This window comes from Nocardioides sp. F233 (assembly GCF_057813895.1).
On sequence record NZ_JBVASH010000002.1, the window covers coordinates 101,135 to 120,518 of the forward strand.

General features: G+C 71.9%; 23 protein-coding genes. 16 read left to right on the forward strand and 7 right to left on the reverse strand.

Going from position 1 to position 19,384, the window contains the following annotated elements:
• The first annotated feature begins 13 nt into the window (after positions 1–13).
• Together clpS and ACZYRU_RS06875 are read left to right on the forward strand one after the other, a co-directional pair.
• Positions 14–322: an ATP-dependent Clp protease adapter ClpS gene (gene clpS / locus ACZYRU_RS06870; RefSeq protein ID WP_141797832.1), complete on the forward strand. Its 309-nt coding sequence runs from the start codon at positions 14–16 to the stop codon at positions 320–322.
• Positions 322–906: a DUF2017 domain-containing protein gene (locus tag ACZYRU_RS06875; protein ID WP_488956343.1), complete on the forward strand. Its 585-nt coding sequence runs from the start codon at positions 322–324 to the stop codon at positions 904–906. The genes clpS and ACZYRU_RS06875 overlap by 1 nt, the downstream gene beginning before the upstream one ends.
• On the opposite strand, the gene ACZYRU_RS06880 is transcribed toward ACZYRU_RS06875, so the two are convergent.
• The 4 genes from ACZYRU_RS06880 to ACZYRU_RS06895 are packed head-to-tail and all read right to left on the reverse strand — an operon-like array spanning position 907 to position 4,290.
• Positions 907–1,299, reverse strand: a complete 393-nt coding sequence (locus tag ACZYRU_RS06880; protein ID WP_488956344.1) for a universal stress protein — start codon at positions 1,297–1,299, stop codon at positions 907–909.
• Entirely contained in the window at positions 1,296–2,804 is a 1,509-nt protein-coding gene (locus tag ACZYRU_RS06885; protein WP_488956345.1) for a tripartite tricarboxylate transporter permease, read from the reverse strand. Before ACZYRU_RS06885 ends, ACZYRU_RS06880 begins: the two co-directional genes overlap by 4 nt.
• Positions 2,804–3,307 (reverse strand): tripartite tricarboxylate transporter TctB family protein, encoded by a 504-nt coding sequence (locus ACZYRU_RS06890; RefSeq protein ID WP_488956346.1) that lies wholly within the window; start codon positions 3,305–3,307, stop codon positions 2,804–2,806. Before ACZYRU_RS06890 ends, ACZYRU_RS06885 begins: the two co-directional genes overlap by 1 nt.
• Entirely contained in the window at positions 3,304–4,290 is a 987-nt protein-coding gene (locus ACZYRU_RS06895) for a Bug family tripartite tricarboxylate transporter substrate binding protein (protein ID WP_488956347.1), read from the reverse strand. The genes ACZYRU_RS06890 and ACZYRU_RS06895 overlap by 4 nt, the downstream gene beginning before the upstream one ends.
• Before the next feature lie 122 nt (positions 4,291–4,412).
• Between ACZYRU_RS06895 and ACZYRU_RS06900 the strand changes: the two genes are divergently transcribed.
• From ACZYRU_RS06900 to ACZYRU_RS06930, 7 genes are read left to right on the forward strand one after another with little or no spacing between them, the layout of a single operon-like run.
• Entirely contained in the window at positions 4,413–6,080 is a 1,668-nt protein-coding gene (locus tag ACZYRU_RS06900; protein ID WP_488956348.1) for a sensor histidine kinase, read from the forward strand.
• Positions 6,077–6,787 carry a response regulator gene (locus tag ACZYRU_RS06905; protein WP_488956349.1) on the forward strand — a complete coding sequence of 237 codons (711 nt, stop codon included), beginning with the start codon at positions 6,077–6,079 and terminating at the stop codon, positions 6,785–6,787. Before ACZYRU_RS06900 ends, ACZYRU_RS06905 begins: the two co-directional genes overlap by 4 nt.
• Before the next feature lie 10 nt (positions 6,788–6,797).
• On the forward strand, positions 6,798–7,742 hold the full coding sequence (locus ACZYRU_RS06910) for an acyl-CoA desaturase (RefSeq protein WP_488956350.1): 945 nt from the start codon (positions 6,798–6,800) through the stop codon (positions 7,740–7,742).
• 43 nt (positions 7,743–7,785) lie between these two features.
• Positions 7,786–8,232, forward strand: a complete 447-nt coding sequence (locus ACZYRU_RS06915; protein ID WP_488956351.1) for a M67 family metallopeptidase — start codon at positions 7,786–7,788, stop codon at positions 8,230–8,232.
• A gap of 1 nt (position 8,233) precedes the next feature.
• Positions 8,234–8,512 carry a MoaD family protein gene (locus tag ACZYRU_RS06920; RefSeq protein ID WP_436699943.1) on the forward strand — a complete coding sequence of 93 codons (279 nt, stop codon included), beginning with the start codon at positions 8,234–8,236 and terminating at the stop codon, positions 8,510–8,512.
• A gap of 16 nt (positions 8,513–8,528) precedes the next feature.
• Entirely contained in the window at positions 8,529–9,494 is a 966-nt protein-coding gene (locus ACZYRU_RS06925; protein WP_488956352.1) for a PLP-dependent cysteine synthase family protein, read from the forward strand.
• Between the two features lie 28 nt (positions 9,495–9,522).
• The gene (locus ACZYRU_RS06930; protein WP_488956353.1) at positions 9,523–10,113 is read left to right on the forward strand and encodes a DUF3152 domain-containing protein; all 591 of its coding nucleotides are present in this window, start codon (positions 9,523–9,525) and stop codon (positions 10,111–10,113) included.
• Here the strand turns inward: ACZYRU_RS06930 and ACZYRU_RS06935 are convergent, their stop codons facing one another.
• Complete coding sequence (locus tag ACZYRU_RS06935; RefSeq protein WP_488956354.1) at positions 10,114–11,139, reverse strand: alkaline phosphatase family protein; 1,026 nt, start codon at positions 11,137–11,139, stop codon at positions 10,114–10,116.
• A 99-nt stretch (positions 11,140–11,238) separates the two neighbouring features.
• On the opposite strand from ACZYRU_RS06935, the gene murI reads away from it, so the two are divergent.
• From murI to ACZYRU_RS06960, 5 genes are all read left to right on the forward strand, one after another.
• Positions 11,239–12,078, forward strand: a complete 840-nt coding sequence (murI, locus tag ACZYRU_RS06940; RefSeq protein ID WP_488956355.1) for a glutamate racemase — start codon at positions 11,239–11,241, stop codon at positions 12,076–12,078.
• Entirely contained in the window at positions 12,078–12,917 is an 840-nt protein-coding gene (locus tag ACZYRU_RS06945) for an MBL fold metallo-hydrolase (RefSeq protein ID WP_488956356.1), read from the forward strand. Before murI ends, ACZYRU_RS06945 begins: the two co-directional genes overlap by 1 nt.
• An 80-nt stretch (positions 12,918–12,997) precedes the next feature.
• A complete protein-coding gene (locus ACZYRU_RS06950) occupies positions 12,998–13,549 on the forward strand; it encodes a PadR family transcriptional regulator (RefSeq protein ID WP_488956357.1) in 552 nt (183 codons plus the stop codon).
• A complete protein-coding gene (locus ACZYRU_RS06955) occupies positions 13,542–14,204 on the forward strand; it encodes an ABC transporter ATP-binding protein (protein ID WP_488956358.1) in 663 nt (220 codons plus the stop codon). Before ACZYRU_RS06950 ends, ACZYRU_RS06955 begins: the two co-directional genes overlap by 8 nt.
• The gene (locus tag ACZYRU_RS06960; RefSeq protein WP_488956359.1) at positions 14,201–15,586 is read left to right on the forward strand and encodes an FtsX-like permease family protein; all 1,386 of its coding nucleotides are present in this window, start codon (positions 14,201–14,203) and stop codon (positions 15,584–15,586) included. The genes ACZYRU_RS06955 and ACZYRU_RS06960 overlap by 4 nt, the downstream gene beginning before the upstream one ends.
• A gap of 3 nt (positions 15,587–15,589) precedes the next feature.
• Here the strand turns inward: ACZYRU_RS06960 and ACZYRU_RS06965 are convergent, their stop codons facing one another.
• Both ACZYRU_RS06965 and ACZYRU_RS06970 read right to left on the reverse strand, forming a co-directional pair.
• Positions 15,590–16,300, reverse strand: a complete 711-nt coding sequence (locus tag ACZYRU_RS06965; RefSeq protein ID WP_488956360.1) for a response regulator — start codon at positions 16,298–16,300, stop codon at positions 15,590–15,592.
• Positions 16,252–17,466, reverse strand: a complete 1,215-nt coding sequence (locus ACZYRU_RS06970) for a histidine kinase (RefSeq protein ID WP_488956361.1) — start codon at positions 17,464–17,466, stop codon at positions 16,252–16,254. Before ACZYRU_RS06970 ends, ACZYRU_RS06965 begins: the two co-directional genes overlap by 49 nt.
• A 128-nt stretch (positions 17,467–17,594) precedes the next feature.
• On the opposite strand from ACZYRU_RS06970, the gene ACZYRU_RS06975 reads away from it, so the two are divergent.
• Together ACZYRU_RS06975 and ACZYRU_RS06980 are read left to right on the forward strand one after the other, a co-directional pair.
• The gene (locus tag ACZYRU_RS06975; RefSeq protein ID WP_488956362.1) at positions 17,595–18,533 is read left to right on the forward strand and encodes an ABC transporter ATP-binding protein; all 939 of its coding nucleotides are present in this window, start codon (positions 17,595–17,597) and stop codon (positions 18,531–18,533) included.
• A complete protein-coding gene (locus ACZYRU_RS06980) occupies positions 18,530–19,327 on the forward strand; it encodes an ABC transporter permease (protein WP_488956363.1) in 798 nt (265 codons plus the stop codon). Before ACZYRU_RS06975 ends, ACZYRU_RS06980 begins: the two co-directional genes overlap by 4 nt.
• Positions 19,328–19,384: the final 57 nt, after the last annotated feature.

The following is a 19,384-nucleotide window of genomic DNA, read 5'->3' on the forward strand; positions in this document are numbered from 1 at the left end:
ACACCATGGGACCGTGACGACCGCGAGCCCGGAGAAGGTCGATCCGGGAGTCCAGCAGGACCTCACCCCGGAATCGATCACGCTCGCCGACACCCCCTGGGTGACGGTGGTGTGGAACGACCCCGTGAACCTGATGTCGTACGTCACCTTCGTCTTCCAGAAGCACTTCGGCTACGGCAAGAAGAAGGCCGAGAAGCTGATGATGGAGGTCCACGAGGACGGCAGGTCCGTCGTCAGCAGCGGCACCCGCGAGGAGATGGAGCGCGACGTGCAGGCGATGCACGAGTACGGCCTGTGGGCGACCCTCTCGAAGGCTGAGTAGTGACTTCTGGATTCGTCCGGCACCGCCGGAGCAAGCGCGCCATCGCGACCTTCTCGGTCTTCGAGGCCGACCTGCTGCGCTCGCTGGCCGGCCAGCTCGTCGAGCTGCTGCACAACGAGTCGGCCATCGCCGCCACCGAGCGCGACCCGCTCGAGGCCCTCCTCGACTTCTCCGGCCCGACCACCGAGCCCGACGACCCGGTCCTGCGCCGGCTGTTCCCCAACGCCTACCAGGGCGACGAGGAGGCGGCCGGCGAGTTCCGTCGCTACACCGAGGGCGCCCTGCGTGACGGCAAGGCCCGTGCCGCCGGCACCGTGATCGACGTGCTCGAGGAGGCCGGCCTGCCGCCGGAGCCGACCGACGAGGACATCACCATCGACGTCGAGCTCGAGCCCGAGACCGCCCTGGTCTGGATGCGTTCCTTCACCGACCTGCGCCTGGCCCTCGGCACCCGCCTCGAGGTCGAGGAGGGCGACGAGGACTACTGGTACGGCCTGCCCGACGACGACCCGCGCGCCCAGGCCCACCACATCTACGAGTGGCTCGGGTTCCTCCAGGAGACGCTGGTCGCCGCCGTGCGCTGATCAGCCGGTCGGCTTGACCGCCAGCACCGGGCAGTGCGCCTCGAGGATGATCCGCTGGGCGACGCTGCCGAGCAGCAGCTTGCCGACGGGCGTGCGGTGCCGGATGCCGACCACGATCAGCGTGGCCCGCTCCTCGTCGGCCACGGCGATGACGGCGTCGGCGACGTCGTCGACCACGTCGTGGCGTACGACGACGTCGAGCCCCTCGGCGAGCAGTCGGTCGTGCAGCGCGGCGATGTCCGCGTCGTGCGCGAAGCGGCTGTCGACGAGGCTGCTGCCGAGCGTCGCGTTAACGACGACCAGGCGGGTGCGGTCCTTGCGTGCGAGGTCGGCGGCGTGCTCGAGGGCGGCCGCGCCGTACCGGTCCGCGCTGTAGGCGACCACGATGCTCATCGCTCGACCAGCTCCTTCTCGTCCTGCGGGTGGGTGGTGTCGGCGGGCCTGCGGAGGCCGACGACGGTCATGGCGACGAGCAGCAGCGCCATCACGACGTACACGACGACCGCGACCGGCTCGCTCCACAGAGTGCTCACATCGCCCTGCGAGATCTTCAGCGCGGTGGTCAGCTGGTCCTCGAGCTTCGGGCCGAGGATGACGCCGATGATCAGCGGCAGCACCGGGACCCCGAAGCGGCGCATGAAGAAGCCGAGCACGCCGATCGCCAGCAGCAGCGCCAGGTCGAAGGCCTGGAAGTTGATGCTGTAGGCGCCGAGCGAGGCGAAGAAGAGGATGCCGGCGTACAGGTAGGGCCGGGGGATCCGCAGCAGTCGCGCCCACAGCGGGGCCATCGGCAGGTTGAGGACGAGGAGCAGCGCGTTGGCCACGAACAGGCTGGCGAGCAGGCCCCAGACCAGGTCGGGGTGGTCGTCCATCAGGGTCGGACCGGTCTGGAAGCCGTAGCCCTGCAGGGCGACGAGCATGATCGCGGCGGTCGCCGTGGTCGGCAGGCCGAGGGCGAGCAGCGGGACCAGCGTGCCGGCGGCCGAGGCGTTGTTGGCCGCCTCCGGTCCGGCGACGCCCTCGATCGCGCCCTTGCCGAACTCCTCGGGATGCTTGGTCAGCTTCTTCTCGGTCGCGTACGACAGGAAGGTCGGCAGCTCCGCGCCGCCGGCCGGCAGCGCGCCGAACGGGAAGCCGAACGCGGTGCCGCGCAGCCACGGCTTCCACGAGCGCTTCCAGTCCTCGCGGCTCATCCAGGGCTGGCCGACGGGGATGATCTCCAGCGGCTTGCGGCGCAGGTGGGCGGCGACCCACAGCGCCTCGCCGATCGCGAACAGCGCGACCGCGACGACGACGATGTCGATGCCGTCGGCCAGCAGCGGCTCGCCGAAGGTCAGCCGCGCCTGGCCGGTGCTGGTGCCGACCAGGCCGATCGCCAGGCCGAGGAAGAGCGCGATGAACCCGCGCAGCTTGGAGGAGCCGAGCACCGCGGTGACGGCGAAGAGGGCCAGCACCATCAGGGCGAAGTACGACGGCGAGCCGAGCGTGACGACGATGTCGGCCACCTGCGGGGTGACGATCCACAGCAGCACCGTCGCGATGCTGCCGGCCACGAACGAGCCGATCGCGGCGGTGGCGAGGGCCTGGGCCGCTCGTCCCGCCTTGGCCATCTTGTTGCCCTCGATCGCCGTGATCACCGACGAGGACTCGCCGGGGGTGTTGAGCAGGATCGAGGTGGTCGAGCCGCCGTACATGCCGCCGTAGTAGATGCCGGCGAACATGATGATCGCGCTGTCCGCGCCGACGCTGTAGGTCACCGGCAGCAGCAGGGCCAGGGTCATCGCCGGCCCGATGCCGGGCAGTACGCCGACAGCGGTGCCGAGCAGCACGCCGAGGGCGGCGAAGAGCAGGTTCTGGGGAGTGAGGGCGGTCTGGAAGCCGTCGAGCAGCAGGTCCATCAGAGCACTCCGTCCAGGATGCCGGCGGGGATCGGGATCCCGAGACCGACGTAGAAGCCGTACCAGCTGCCGACCGACAGGGCGACGCCGACGGCGAGGTCGCGCACCCAGCTGCGACTGCCGAGGACGACGGCCGAGCCGGCGAACAGCAGCGCGCCGGTGATCGCCCAGCCGAGGACGTCGATCAGCGCGATGTTGGCGACCAGCACGAGGGCGAGCAGCCCGACCGTGCGGACGTCGGTGCCCTGGGTGAGGTCGATGTCCTCGCCCTCCTCGGCCTCGGGCCGGTCGCCGCGCGCCGTGGCGACGGCGAGCAGGATCCCGAGGACCACGAGGCCGGCGCCGACGACGTACGGCAGCGTGTAGGGCTGGACCGGCTGGTCGGCGAAGCCGTCCTCGAGGCCGGCGGCGTCGAGGAGGACGTAGCCCCCGGCGAGGCCGAGGAAGGCGGCCAGGCCGTACTGCGCCTTGTCGATCAACGGGGTGGTCGGTGTCGCGCTCATGCGAGTCCCAGCTCCTTCAGGGTGTCGGCGACGCGGTCGTCCTGCTCGGCGAGGAAGTCCTCGAACTCCTTGCCGGTGGCGAAGTTGTCGGTCCAGCCGTTGGCCTCGAGGGCGTCCTTCCACTCGGCCGTGTCGTGCATCTCGGTCAGCAGATCGGTGAGGTAGTCCCGCTGGGCATCGGAGATGCCGGGCGGCGCGAGGACGCCGCGCCAATTGGTGAACACCAGGTCGACGCCGGACTCGGTGAGGGTCGGCGCGTCGATCCCGTCGAGTCGCTCGGCGCCCGAGACCGCGAGGACGCGCAGCTTGCCGTCCTCGATCTGGCCCTCGAACTCGCCGAGGCCGGACATGCCGACGTCGATCTTGGCGCCGAGGAGCGCGGTCGTGAGGGGGCCGCCGCCGTCGTACGAGATGTAGTTGACCTGCTTCGGGTCGACGCCGATCGTGTCGGCGAGCTGCATCGGGAACAGGTGGTCGGGGCCGCCGTTGCTGGAGCCGCCGCCGACGGTGAGGCCGCCCGGGTCCTTGCGCCAGGCCGCGACCAGGTCGTCGACGGTCTCGAACGGCGAGTCGGCGGGCACGAGGATGCCCTCCTGCTCCTCGACGAGGCGCGCGATCGGCGTCATCTTCAGCGGGGTGGCGCTGGACTTGTTGGTGTAGACCGCGCCGACCACACCGAGCCCCATGATCATCATGAGGTCGTCGGCGCCCTTCTCGTTGACCAGCCGCTGCATCGCGACGGTGCCGCTCGCGCCCTGCACGTTGGTGATCTCGAAGCGGCCGGTGAGGTCGTTGTCCTCCAGGGCGCGCGCCGCGGCGCGGCCGGTGAGGTCGTAGCCGCCGCCGACGCTGTTGGGGATCATCATCCGCAGCCGCCGGTTGCTCGGGTCGTCCGAGCCGCGGGTGACGCCGCAGCCGCTCGCGACGACCGCGAGCGCCAGCGCGACGAGGAGTGCCGTCAGGACACGCCCTGGGCGATGCATGGGGTACCTCCGGGTTGGGTGGTGACCGCCGTCACGGGCGATCCGTGCCAGCATGTCCGTGGCCTGTGGCGGCCGTCACGCTTGCGGACGCAAAGGAGGTTGTGGTCGTTGTGGTCACGCCGGTGAACCCGTTGCGGTGGCGTCGTGGAGAGCTGACCCTGGCGGCGAAGGTGCTGCTCCTGCAGCTCGTGGTGATCGTCGTGCTGCTCACCGCCGTCGGCGTGCTGAGCATCCGGCAGTCCAACGCCGACTTCGCCGACGAGCGCGGCGCGCAGATGCGCTCGGTGGCGGAGTACGTCGCCGTGCAGGACTTCGTCCGGAGCGCGCTCGAGGACGTCCGCGGTGGCACCGAGCTGTGGCAGGTCACGGCCGACCTCACGTCGTACGCCGAGCGCGGGGTGCGCCTCTCGGGTGCCACCGACGTCCTCGTCGTCGGGCCCGACGGCACCGTGCTCGCGGCCACCGACGCCAGCCGGGTGGGGAAGCGGGCCGACCTCGGCGGCGCCGAGGTTGCGGCCGGTCGCGGCGGCACCGTCGACGTCGAGACCGGGGGAGAGCGCCGGGTGGCGGCGTACGCGCCCGTCATCGCGGACCTGCCCGGCGACAACAGTGCGGTCGGCGCGATCGTCGCCGAGGCGGCGTACCCGTCGCTGGGGGACCAGCTCGCCGAGGCCCTGCCCGAGCTGGGCCTCTTCCTGGGCCTGGGCGCGCTGCTCGGCCTGGTCGGCACCTGGCTGGTCGCGCGCGTCGTACGACGCTCGACGCGGGGCCTCGGCACCACCGAGCTCGCCCACCTGGCCGACCACCGCGAGGCGCTGCTGCACGCCATCCGCGAGGGCGTCGTCGGCGTGGGGACCGACGGCCGGGTCACCGCGATGAACGACGCCGCCCGGGCCACGCTCGGGCTCGACGCCGGCCCCGACCCGGTCGGGAGACGGGTCGACGAGCTCGGCCTCGACCCGCACGTCGTCGCGCTCCTGACGGGTGAGGGCGCCGAGGTCCGCGACGCGCTCGCCCTCGTCGGTACCCGCGTGGTCGTGTTCAACCGCGGCGACGCGTCGTCCGGTGGCCGCGGCATCGGCACCGTCACCACGCTGCGCGACCGCACCGAGCTGGTCTCGCTGCAGAGCCAGCTCAGCTCGAACCTCTCGATCACCGACACCCTGCGCGCGCAGACCCACGAGTTCGACAACCGGCTGCACACGATCTCCGGGCTGGTCCAGCTCGGGGAGTACGACGAGGTGGCCACCCTGGTCGGTCGGCTCACCCGGCACCGCGCCGAGGTGGGCGAGCACGTCGCGAAGCGCCTCGCCGACCCCGCGGTCGCGGCGCTCGTCGTCGCCAAGCACGCGGTCGCCGAGGAGCGCGGGGTGACCCTTGAGCTGGACCCCGGCTCCCGGCTGCCCGCGCTCGAGCCGGACGAGAGCGCGGACCTGACCACGATCCTCGGCAACCTGGTCGACAACGCGGTCGACGCCTGCGCCGGCCGACAGGACGCGCTGGTCGAGCTGTGGGTGCACGCGGAGGACCGGGCCGTCCACGTCCGGGTCCGCGACAACGGTCCAGGCATCCCCGACGAGCTGCGGGACGCGATCTTCGTGCGCGGCTTCTCCACCAAGCAGGAGGTCCTCGGCGGGCGGGGGATCGGACTGCCGCTGGTCCGGCTGATCTGCGCCCAGCGCGGCGGCGAGGTGGTCGTCGACGACGCCGGGCTCGCCGACGGCAGCGGCGCCGAGTTCCGCGTGGTGCTCCCCATCGGGCCCGTCGTCGGTCAGGATGGGCGACCGTGAGCCGGGAGCTGCGGGTCCTCGTCGTCGACGACGACTTCATGGTCGCGCGCATCCACGGCCGCTTCGTCGAGCAGACCGACGGCTTCGAGGTCGTCGGCACCGCCCGCACCGGCGGCGAGGCGCTCGAGCTCGCCACCGCCCTGCAGCCCGACCTGGTCCTCCTCGACGTCCACCTGCCCGACCTCTCCGGCCTCGAGGTGCTCGAGCGGCTGCGCGGCCAGTCCCGCGAGCAGGGTCGCGACGTCGCGGTCGTCATGGTCACCGCCGAGCGCGGCGCCGCCGCCGTCCGCGCCGCCCTCCACGGCGGCGCGATGCAGTACCTCGTGAAGCCCTTCGAGTACGACGACCTCGCCGACCGCCTGCGCCGGGTCGCGGCCACGCTCGCCACGCTGCCGGGCAGCGGCGACGAGCAGGACGAGGAGGAGGTCGACCAGGCGACGATCGACCGGGCCTTCGGGGCGGGCCGCCAGGCCGTCGTACCGCAGGGGCTGCCGAAGGGGCTGAGCCCCGAGACCGCCGACCTCGTCCTCGAGGCGGCGCGGGCAGCGGGGGAGATCTCGGCGTCCGAGACCGCGGACGCGGTGGGCCTGTCGCGGGTCACTGCGCGGCGCTACCTCGAGCACTTCGTCGACATCGGCACGGCCGAGGTACGCCTGCGGTACGGCGGCACTGGACGGCCCGAACGCAGGTACCGCGTCTCGACGTAGGCTTGCCTACGTGACCGCGATCGACGAGCGTCCGCAGCCGCCGACCACTCTCAGGGCCACCATGGGTGGCGACACCCAGGGCTTCTGGGAGCGCTTGGCGCTGGGCTTGTTCATCGCCGTCCCGTTCGTGGCCTTCCTCGCCGCGATCCCCGTCGCGTGGGGTGGGTGGCTGGGCTGGAGCGACGTCGTGATCACCTTCGCGATGTACGCCCTGACGCTGCACGGCATCACCGTCGGCTTCCACCGGCTCTTCACGCACAAGTCGTTCAAGCCCAACCGGGCCGTGAAGATCACCCTCGCGATCCTCGGCTCGATGGCGATCGAGGGCCCGGTGATCCGCTGGGTCGCCGACCACCGCAAGCACCACAAGTACTCCGACAAGGAGGGCGACCCCCACTCGCCGTGGCGTTACGGCAACAGCCTGCGCGGCCTCACCAAGGGCTTCGTCTGGGCGCACGTCGGCTGGCTGTTCGACCCCGAGCAGACCTCCATCGACAAGTACGCCCCCGACCTCGCCAAGGACCGCGACCTGGTCCGCATCTCCCGCCTGTTCTGGCTGTGGGTGCTCACCTCGATCCTCCTCCCGCCGATCCTCGGCGCGCTGCTGACCTGGTCATGGCAGGGCGCGCTGACGGCGTTCTTCTGGGGCACCGTGGTCCGGATCGGCCTGATCCACCACGTCACCTGGTCGATCAACTCCATCTGTCACACGCTCGGCGAGCGCCCCTTCGCCTCCCGCGACTTCTCCGGCAACGTGTGGTGGCTCGCCATCCCGTCGGGCGGCGAGTCCTGGCACAACCTGCACCACGCCGACCCGACGTCCGCACGGCACGGGGTGAAGAGGTTCCAGCTCGACACCTCCGCCCGCGTCATCTGGGTGCTGGAGAAGCTGGGCTGGGTGCGGGACGTGCGCTGGCCCACGGCCGAGCGGATCCGGGCCAAGTCCGTGGCGTGAGCCCGATTCGGGCGGGCACCCGCGAAGCAATACCCTTGACCGCGTGTTGCAGATCGACCAGGCGACGTACGACGCCATCGTGGAGCACGCCAAGCGGGACCACCCGGTCGAGGCGTGCGGCATGGTCGCGGGCCCGATCGGGAGCGACCGGCCGGCGCGGCTGATCGAGATGGTGAACGCGGCCGGCAGCCCGACCTTCTACGAGTACGACTCGACGGACCTGCTCCACCTCTACCGCGAGATGGACGACCGCGACGAGGAGCCGGTGGTGATCTACCACTCGCACTCCGCGACCGAGGCGTACCCGAGCGTGACCGACATCAACCTGGCCGGCGAGCCCGGCGCGCACTACGTGCTGGTCAGCACGCGGGAGCACGGGAATAACCCCGGCCCCGTGGAGTTCAGGTCCTACAGAATCGTCGACGGCGTCGTGACCGAGGAAGAGGTCACGATCGCCAGCACGACCGAAGCAGCAGAGGAGAGCAGCTGACATGGCCATCGAGGTCCGGATCCCGACCATCCTGCGCACCTACACCGGTGGCGAGAAGGCGGTCAACGCCGACGGCGCCACGCTGAGCGCGCTGATCGACTCCCTCGAGGCCAACCACCCCGGCATCAAGGACCGCCTCATCGAGGGCGAGGACCTGCGCCGGTTCGTCAACATCTACATCAACGACGAGGACGTCCGCTTCATCGGGAGCCTCGAGGCCGAGCTCTCCGACGGCGACCAGGTCGTCATCCTGCCGGCGGTCGCCGGCGGCGCTCGCTGAGCCCGACGACCTGATGGTGCGCTACGACAGTCTGCTGACCTCCGTCGGCAACACGCCGCTGGTGGGGCTCCCGCGACTGTCGGCGCCGTTCAACGCGCCCGGCGCGCCCGAGGTGCGGATCTGGGCCAAGCTCGAGGACCGCAACCCCACCGGCTCGATCAAGGACCGCCCGGCCCTGAGGATGATCGAGGAGGCCGAGAAGGACGGGACCCTGCGTCCCGGCTGCACGATCCTCGAGCCGACCTCCGGCAACACCGGCATCTCGATCGCGATGGCGGCCAAGCTCAAGGGCTACCGCTGCGTCTTCGTGATGCCGGAGAACACCTCCGAGGAGCGGCGCCAGTTGCTGCGGATGTGGGGCGCCGAGATCGTGTCCTCGCCCGCGGCCGGTGGCTCCAACGAGGCCGTGCGTGTGGCCAAGCAGATCGCGGCCGAGCACCCCGACTGGGTGATGCTCTACCAGTACGGCAACGCCGCCAACGCCCTCGCCCACGAGGAGGGCACCGGCCCCGAGCTGCTCGCCGACCTGCCCTCGATCACCCACTTCGTCGCGGGCCTCGGCACCACCGGCACCCTGATGGGCGTCTCCCGGTTCTTCCGCCGCGCCCAGCCTGACGTGAAGATCGTTGCTGCCGAGCCGCGCTACGGCGAGCTCGTCTACGGCCTGCGCAACCTCGACGAGGGCTTCGTGCCCGAGCTCTACGACGCCGAGCTGATCGACAGCCGATTCTCGGTCGGCCCGCGCGACGCCGTACGACGTGTCCGCGAGCTGCTCGAGCTCGAGGGCATCTTCGCCGGCATCTCCACCGGCGCGATCCTGCACGCCGCGCTCGGCCAGGCCGCCAAGGCGGTCAAGGCCGGCGAGTCCGCCGACATCGCCTTCGTGGTGGCCGACGGCGGCTGGAAGTACCTCTCCACCGGCGCCTACGAGGGCACCGTCGACGAGGCCGAGGACCGGCTCGAGGGCCAGCTCTGGGCCTAGGGGTCTCCCGACGGTCCATGATGGCCCGGTGAGGATCCTCCTGGGCCTGCTGCTCGCCCTGTCCACCTGGCTGGTCGCGCCCGTCGCCCACGCCGACGCCGGCACCACGCAGGTGCGCGTCGAGCAGGCCGGGCCGCGCGTGGTCCGCTACTCGGTGCGGGTGCGTGGCGAGATCGGCCGGAGGATCCGGCGGGAGTTCCGCGTCCTCGCTCAGGAGACGTACGACGACCCGCGCGGCTGGTCCGCCAAGGGCCAGGGCATCCGGTTCAAGCAGGTGGAGCACGGCGGCGCGTTCACGCTGTGGCTCTCCCGCGCCCGCCTGGTGCCGAGCTTCTCGAGCACCTGCAGCGCGCAGTGGTCGTGCCGGGCGGGGCGCAACGTGATCATCAACCTCGACCGGTGGCGCGGCGCATCACCGGCGTGGAACAAGGCCGGGCTGGCGCTGCGCGACTACCAGCACATGGTGGTCAACCACGAGACCGGCCACTGGCTCGGCTACGGGCACGCGTCGTGCCCGCGGCCCGGCGCCCTCGCGCCGGTGATGATGCAGCAGTCCAAGGGCACCGGCGGCTGCCGGCTCAACCCGTGGCCGACGCCGGCCGAGCTGCGCCGGCACTAATCACTTCCAGGTGAGGTCCTGGTTGCGGTCCCAGAGGCTGTCCGGGACCGGGCCGATGCCGAGGATGTCGAGGCTGACGTTGGCGACCTCGCCGTTGCGGATCGGCTGCGGGGAGGCGCCGAAGCCCGGGCGGGTGCGGCCGGGCTTCGCCCGGTCGGGGTTCAGCGCGTAGAGGTCGGTGTGGGGGACGCCGGCGCCCCAGAACGCGAACGCGACCCGGTAGTCCTCGCGGTTGGTCCTGATGCCGTGGTTCCTCGTGCCGGGAATGCCGCCGTGGTCGGAGGTCAGCACGATCACGGTGTTGTTGCGCAGTGAGGGCGTCGACTCCACCTGGGCCATGATCGTGCCGACCAGCTTGTCGACCTGGGCGACCGCCTTGAGGTACGTCGGCGTCATCCACCCGTCGCGGTGACCGATCTGGTCGGGGCGGCCGAGGTGGAGGAAGGAGAAGGTCGCCGGGTCGCTGGCGAGGTCGGAGCGCAGCGCCTTGACGACGGCGGCGTTCTTCTCGACCTGGATGACGTTCTTGTCGACCGCCTTGGGCCAGGAGTTCTCGAACAGCCAGAACTTCGACTTCGTCGCGTAGACCGCCGTCGTACCGCCAGCCTCGTGCACCTGCGTGAACACCGAGTCGACGTCGTGCCCGGCGGCCTGCTGGACGGTCGTGGTCACCGTGTCGTCGTTCCAGGTGACGCCGTGCCCGCCCTTGCTCGCCTTGATCCGGCGCCCGGTCACCATGCTGGTGTGGTTGGGCAGGGTGACCGTCATCTCGAGCTGGGTGCGGGCGTTGACCGTGCCGGCGCCCTCGTCCTTGATCAGCCGGTTCAGGTTCGGTGCACCCGTGCGGCCGAGCCTGGTGAGCGCGCGCGGGTTGAGGCCGTCGACGGAGATGGCGATGACGTGCTTGTCGTTGACCTTCGCACGGCCCGCGTCGGCGCGGTCCGCCGTGGCGGTGCCGGGTGCGGCGAGGAAGGAGGCCGCGAGCGCGGCGGCGAGGACGACGGCAGGACGGCGCAGGTGGGTCACCCGCCCGACCCTACGTGCCGTGCATCGTGATCCGGGGACTGACGTGATCTCGGTCCCGGAATGCCGACTGCGGGCACCACGACGCCGTAGTCTGACCGGGTGCGGCAGGCGAACCATCCCGACCTCGGTGTCGACCCCGATCTCGATGCTCCGATCGGGATCTTCGACTCGGGCTTCGGTGGCCTCACCGTCGCGAGGTCGGTCATCGACCAGCTGCCGCACGAATCCGTCACGTACGTCGGCGACACGGCTCGTCAGCCCTACGGCCCCAAGCCGATCGGCGAGGTGCGCGAGTACGCACTCGAGTGCCTCGACCACCTCGTCGACCAGGGCGTCAAGGCGCTCGTCATCGCCTGCAACTCCGCCTCGGCCGCGATGCTCCGCGACGCCCGGGAGCGCTACGACGTCCCCGTGGTCGAGGTGATCTACCCGGCCACCCGCCGCGCGGTCGCGGCGACCCGCAACGGCCGGATCGGTGTCATCTCGACCCGCGCCACCGCCGACTCGATGGCCTACGACGACGCCTTCGCCGCGGCCCCCCAGATCTCCCTCACCACGCGCGCCTGCCCGCGCTTCGTCGACTTCGTGGAGGCGGGGGTGACCGGCGGCGACGAGCTCATCGCCGTCGCCCACGAGTACCTCGACCCGCTCACCGAGCTCGGCATCGACACCCTGATCCTCGGCTGCACGCACTACCCGCTGCTCACCGGCGTCATCTCCTACGTGATGGGCGACGACATCACGCTGGTGAGCAGCGCGGAGGAGTGCGCCAAGGACGTCTACCGGATGCTGGCCGACTCCGGCCTCATGCGGCCGACGGGCGAACCGTCGTACACCTTCACGACGACGGGCTCGCCGGCGGAGTTCGAGACGATCGGGCGCCGGTTCCTCGGGCCGGAGCTCGTCGCGGCAGGTCAGTTCGCAGGGGGTGTGCGTTGATGGTTGACGAGAACGGTTCCGAGGACGCAGCAGTGGTGGCGCCGGCGACGACGGTGCTGCGGGTGCCACCGGCGCCGAACACGGTGAAGGTGACGATCGTCGGCTGCTCGGGCTCCTATCCCGGACCCGACTCGCCCGCGAGCTGCTACCTCGTCCAGGCCATCGACTCGCTGCGCACCTGGAGCCTGGTGCTCGACATGGGCAACGGCGCGCTCGGCGCGCTGCAGCGCTACGTCGACCCGCTGCAGGTCGACGCGGTGTTCATCAGCCACCTGCACGCCGACCACTGCGTCGACATGACCAGCTACTACGTGCTGCGCAAGTACCACCCCACGGGCACCCAGCCGAAGATCCCCGTGTGGGGACCGAAGGGCACCGCCAAGCGGCTGGCCAAGGCCTACGACCTGCCCCGCAAGCCCGGCATGCGCGAGGAGTTCTCCTTCCGCGTCTACTCCGAGCCGATCGAGATCGGCCCCTTCCTCATCGAGCCCTACGAGGTCGACCACCCGGTGCCGGCGTACGGCCTGCGGGTCTCCGCCTTCGGCAAGGTGCTCGCCTACAGCGGCGACACCGGTCCCACCGCGGCGCTGATGGACGTCGCCGCCGACGCCGACCTGTTCCTGTGCGAGGCGTCCTTCCGCTCCTGCGACGACAACCCGCCCAACCTGCACCTCACCGGCACCGAGGCCGGCGAGGTCGCCGCCAAGGCCGGCGCCAAGCGGCTCGTCATCACCCACGTCCCGCCGTGGCACGACGCCGCGACGATGCTCGCCGAGGCCGAGGCGGCGTACGACGGGCCGACCGAGCTCGCCGCGCAGGGCACCGTCTACGAGCTGTAGCAACCTGCCCACCACGGGTTGGGTGCATGGTCGCAAGCAACTATTCACTGAGCGTATACATCGTGTGTATAGTCGCCGCCATGAGTGTCGCGCACGTCCTCCTCGGAGTGCTCGCCGACGGCCCCGCGCACGGCTACGACCTGAAGCGCGGGCACGACGCGAGGTTCCCGGGAGCCAAGGAGCTCCCGTACGGCCAGGTGTACGCCGCCCTCCAGCGGCTGGTCCGTGACGGCCTGGTGGAGGTGGTCGAGACGGTCCAGGAGAGCGGCCCGGAGCGCACGGTCCACGCGCTCACCGCAGCCGGGCGGACGGCGCTCGAGGACTGGCTGGCCGCCACCGAGCCCGCCGGCCCCTACGCCGCCGACGACCTGGTACGCAAGACCGTCACCGCCCTGCGCCTCGGGGCCGACGCTGCCGGCTTCCTCGAGCGGCAGCGTGCGGTCCATCTCGCGCGGATGCGCGAGCTGCTCGCGGTGCAGGCCGCGACCACGGACGTGGCCGGCCGGATCGCGGTCGACCACACGGTGTCCCACCTGGACGCCGACCTGCGCTGGCTGGAGGCGGCCGCCGCGCGCGTGACCGGCCGCAAGGCCACGGGCCCGAACGACACGAAGGAAGGCAACCATGGCTGACGAGCTCCTCACCGCCCGCGGCGTCCGCAAGTCCTACGGCCGCACCGAAGCGCTGCGGGGCGTCGGCCTCGAGGTCGGTGACGGCGAGGTCGTCGCGATCACCGGCCCGTCCGGCAGCGGGAAGTCGACGCTGCTGCTCTCGCTGGCCGGGGTGCTGCGGCCCGAGGCCGGCGAGATCCGGTACGACGGCGCCCGGCTCGACGACCTCGACGAGGCTGCCCGCACCCGGCTGCGCCGGCGCGAGTTCGGCGTGGTGCTGCAGTTCGGCCAGCTGGTGCCCGAGCTGAGCGCGGTGCAGAACGTCGCCTTCCCGCTGCTCCTCGAGCGGCACGACCGCGCCGCCGCGCAGCGCGCCGCGCTCGGCTGGCTCGAGCGGCTCGACGCCCTGGCCCTCGCCGACGCACTGCCGGGTGAGCTGTCGGGCGGCGAGGCGCAGCGGGTCGCCGTCGCCCGGGCCCTGGTGACCGGGCCGCGGGTGGTGTTCGCCGACGAGCCGACCGGTGCGCTCGACACCGTCGGCGGCGAGCAGCTCCTCGACGCCCTGCTCGGTGCGGTGCGTGAGTCCGGTGCGACTGCGGTCGTGGTCACCCACGAGAACCGGGTCGCCGCCCGCGCCGACCGCGAGATCCGGATCCACGACGGCGTCGCCTCATGACCGGCCTGGCCTGGCGCCTCGCCTTCACCGGTGGGTGGGGGCGTCCCGCGCTGCTGGCCGCCTGCACGGCCGTCGTCTCCGGTCTGCTGCTGGTCGCGGTCGCCGTGCTCTCGCTGCCGTCCTCGCCGCAGGAGGCGCTGTTCAACGTGGTCGCCGATCCCGGCACGCGTGGTGGCTATGCGTTCGGCACCCTGCTGCTCGCCGTACCTCCGCTCCTGCTGCTGCACCAGGCGGTCCGGCTCGGTACGACGGCGCGCGAGCGCCGTCTCGCCGCGCTGCGCCTGGCCGGCGCGACACCGGGAGAGGTCCGGCTGATCGGCGCGGTGGAGGTCGGTGTCCCCGCGTTCGTGGGCGCCGTCGGCGGGCTCGCCGTCTACGGCGCGCTGCGGGCGCTGTTCGGCGGGAGCCCGATCGACCCGGGCGTCGCCGGGCCCGGCGTCATCGTCACCCTGCCCGGTCGCTGGCCGCCCGGCCTGGTGCCGACGAGCGTGACGCCGGCGTGGTGGGAGTTCCTGGCCGTCGTGGTGCTGGTGACGCTCGCCGGTATCGGGGTCGGTCTGCTCGCCGGGCGTCGCGTCGTGGTCACCCCGTTCGGCCTGACTCGGCGCACCCGCGCCACCCCGCCGCGGCCGTGGGGCTTGGTGCCCATCGTCGGCGCGCTGCTGTTCGGTGGCCTCTACGTCAACGCGTACGGCGAGTCGGAGCTGCTCGACACGCTCGCCCCGTTCCTCTCGCTGGGCCTGCTCGTGCTCGGGATGGTGCAGCTCCCGCCGTGGGTCGCCCACCGGGTCGGGATCGCGGTCGGGCGCCGTACCGCTGTCCCGGAGCGGTTGCTGGCCGCGCGCCGGCTGGCCGCCGAGCCGCGCCCGACCGGCAGGGCAGCCGCCGCGGTCGGCGGGATCGGGATGGTCGCGGGTGGCTGTGCCGCCTTCCTCGCCGGTCTGCTGGGCGTAGAGGCGATCTCCGACTCGCAGCACTACGCGGCGCTGGCACTGGTCGGCGCCGGCCTGGTCGTCGGGATGGTGGCTGTGGTCGGCTCGCTGGGCGTCCACTCGATCGAGTCGCTGGTCGCGCAACGTCGCTCCACCGCGGCGCTCCACGTGCTCGGCACCCCGGTCGAGCTGCTCCGCGACGCCCTGCGCTGGGAGGCGCGGCTGGTCGCGCTGCCGATGGGACTCGGCGGCACCCTCTTCGGCTCCCTGGTGCTGGGCGTGGTGGCCTCGGGCTACGGGGCGGGCTACTGGTCGTGGTGGCTGGTCTGCACGGGCGCTGTCCTGCTGGCCGTCGCGGGCCTGATCACGCTCGCCATCGCCGCTGCCGGCCGGATCACCCGGCCGTGGCTGGACCGGGCGCTGCGGACGGCCAACCTGCGCACCGAGTGAGCCTCACTCCACCGGGTGCCCGGCGTCCCTGATCGTCAGCGCGATCTGGACCCGGTTGGTGGTCCCCAGCTTCTCGAACAGCTTCGAGACGTGGCCCTTCACGGTGGGTACCGACAGGTGCAGCTCCCGGGCGATCTCGGCGTTGGACAGCCCGCGTCCGACCGCGCCGGCGACCTCGAGCTCGCGCTCGGTGAGCCGGTCCAGGCGGCGCTGGGCGTCGGCGGCCCGGCTGTCGTCGGACTCGGTGCGGACCCGCTTGATGAGGGTCCGGGTGACCGAGGGGGAGAGCATCGGGTCGCCGTCGGCGACCTTGCGCAGGGCGGCGACGATCTCGGGGGGAGCGGTGTCCTTGAGGAGGAAGCCGTCGGCGCCGGCCGCGAGCGCGCCCACGACGTAGTCGTCGGCGTCGAAGGTGGTCAGCACGATCACGCGCGGCGGCTGGGGGTCGGCGTGCAGCACCCGGGTGGCAGCCAGGCCGTCGAGCACGGGCATCCGGATGTCCATGAGGACGACGTCCGGTCGCAGCTCGCGGGCCAGGGCGATCCCGGCCTTGCCGTCGGGGGCCTCGCCGACCACGGCGATGTCGGACTGCCCTCCGAGCATCAGGCTCAGCGCGGAGCGCACCAACGGGTCGTCGTCGACGACGATGACGCGGATCTGGTCGGTCACGACGGGTCCTCTCCCTGGCCGGGCTCGGCTGCCCACGGTAGCCATGCCTGCAGCACGAACACCTCGGCGCCGGCCCGGTCGGCCGCGTGCTCGATGCGGTGCTCGAGCGTCCCACCGCGCAGCTCGGCCCGCTCGGTGAGCCCGACCAGGCCGAGACCGGCACCCGGCGTCCGGGTCGGACCGAAGCCCAGGGCGTTGCGCAGCACGACGTCGACGCCGTCGGCGGGGGAGCCGCTCACGCTGATCCGCAGGGTGGCCGCGGGCGCGTGCTTGCCGGCGTTGGTGATGCCCTCCTGCACGATCCGGTAGACGGTGCGGCCCACGGCATCGGGGAGTGGCTCGCCGTCCGCCAGGCCGTCGTCGTACTCGATCGCGGCGCCGGCCGCCCGGGCGTCGGCGACCAGCGCGCCGAGGTCGCCGTACGTCGGCTGGGGGCCGGTGAGGGGGCCGGCGGCCGTCGTACCGTCGACGTCGCGGAGCACCCCGAGCACCTCCCGCAGGTCGGTGAGCGCCTCGTGCGCCTTGGCCTGGATGACCGCGACGCTGCTGCGCATCTCGTCGGCCGACAGGTCCTCGCGGTAGGTCAGTGCGCCGGCGTGCATGGAGATCTGCGAGATCCGGTGGGCCAGCACGTCGTGCATCTCGCGCGCGATCCGGGCGCGCTCCTTGGACCGGGCCTGCGTGGCGCGCAGGTCGCGCTCGGCCTCGGCTGTCTCGGCCCGCTGCCGCAGCGTCCAGATCAGCTCGCGGCGCGAACCGATGTACATGCCCCAGGCGGTGATCGCCAGCACGACGGCGACGGTGACGGCGAGGTTGACCCACCACGGGTCGGCGACGTCACTGGGCTGGACGGCGTAGTAGACGAGGCTGAACACCACGTTGAGCGCGCCGACGGTGATCACCTGCCACCAGCGGCGGCGGGTGGCCAGCGAGACGGTCGCGAGGGCAGCCGGGCCGGCCGACAGGGAGCTCACCGGAGCCATCAGGATGGTCACCACGGCGATGGTGAAGGGCCAGCGCCGGCGGAACCAGACGAGCACGAAGGCCAGCAGGCCGACGACGAGATCGGCCCAGAACAGCAGCGGGTTCCGGTCGAGCTGGGCGTCCATCACCGGTCCCCAGACCAGCAGCCCGAGCGCGAGGGCCAGGATGTAGCGCCAGAGCTGGTTGTACCAGCGCAGGCGCGGCTGGTAGTCGTCCGGCGTGTCCACGGTCCGAGGCTAGGGCCTCGGGAACCCCACGGGCAGCGCCCCGGGACCGGAGCAGCACCTACTTTGGTCGGGGCGACTCGCGACGCCGGTTCGATGTGCGGGCCGGACGCGTCGGGCAGGCTGGAGCCATGATCACCGTTGATCGACTCACCAAGACCTACGGCGCGTACACCGCCGTGGACGACGTCAGCTTCGTGTGCCAGCCCGGCCGCGTGACCGGCTTCCTCGGTCCGAACGGCGCGGGCAAGACGACCACCATGCGCGTCATGGTCGGCCTCACCCTCCCGACCCACGGCACCGTCACCATCGGCGGCCTGCGCTACCACGACATCCCCAACCCGGGACGCCACGTCGGGACGCTGCTCGACGCGTCGGCGCAGCACGTCGGGCGCTCCGGCCGCGAGATCCTCGCGATCGCCGCGCAGACCATGGGCCTGCCCAAGACCCGCGTCGACGAGATGCTCGCGCTCGTCGGCCTCAACGACGACGAGGCCGGTCGCCGCCTGCGCAACTACTCGCTCGGCATGAAGCAGCGCCTCGGCATCGCCCACGCGCTGCTCGGCGACCCGTCGGTCCTGATCCTCGACGAGCCCGCCAACGGCCTCGACCCGGCCGGCATCCGCTGGATGCGCGGCCTGCTCAAGGGGTACGCCGACCGTGGCGGCACGGTGCTGCTGTCCAGCCACCTGCTGCACGAGGTCGAGCAGATCGCCGACGAGATGATCCTCATCGGCCGCGGCAAGATCGTCGCCCAGGGCGACCGGGAGACGCTGCTGGCCGGAGCCAACGGCACGCCGGTCACCATGGTCACCTCGCTCGACAACACCGCGCTCGGTGCCGCGCTGACCCACGCCGGTCACGCGGTCGAGCCGGCCGGGCACGGCCTCAAGGTGCAGGCGAGCCCCGAGCAGGTCGGCCGCGTCGCCCTGTCCGCCGGCGTCGTCCTCACCGACCTCCGGTCCGGCGGTGCCGGCCTGGAGGACCTGTTCCTCGAGCTGACCTCGGCCGACGCCCGCGAGGCCGTCGCCGGCTTCGGCGCCCCGACCCCCGGAGGTATCCCCGCATGAGCACCACCACCGTCCCCACCCTGGACATCTCCGGTACGCCGCGCACCCCGCTGAGCCGCCTGGTCGGCGTCGAGTTGCGCAAGGCGATCGACACCCGCGCCGGCTTCTGGTTCGCGACCTCGATCGTCGGCCTGGTCTCCGTCGTGCTGCTGATCTACATCCTCGTGGCCGGGGACGACTCGAAGGACCTCGGCGACCTGCTGCCCGTCGCCGGTGGCGTGCTCGGCTACTTCCTGCCGATCCTGATCATCATGCTGGTCACGAGCGAGCAGTCGCAGCGCAACGGCCTGGTCACCTTCACCCTCGAGCCGAAGCGCTCGCGGGTCGTGGCGGCGAAGTTCCTCGCCGGCGTCGGCCTGGGCGTGGTCGTGATGGTGCTGGCAGCGCTGATGGCTGTCCTCTTCACCGCGATCGGCGCGCTGACCGGCGGTTCGCCGGAGTGGTCCGTCGACGGCAACCTGTTGTTCAACGGCTTCGTGCTCGCCAACCTGATCGGCATCTTCGTCGGCTTCGCCATCGCGATGCTGCTGATGAACACCCCGGCCGGCATCGTCGTCTACTTCGCCTACAGCCTGATCCTCCCGATCGCCGCCGGCTTCCTGAGCGCGGTCAGCAGCGGCTTCGAGAAGATCGCGCCCTGGATCGAGTTCAACACCGCTCAGGCGCCGCTGTTCACCGGCGACTACCAGCCCTCGGGCGAGGAGTGGGCGCAGTTCGCGGTGGCCGGCTTCCTGTGGCTGGTCGTCCCGCTGGTGCTGGGCACCATGCGGCTGCTGCGCATCGAGTTCAAGTAGCACCACCCCGGCCCTTCACCGAAGGTTGCCGGACACGTCACCGTGGCGGGGCCTGCG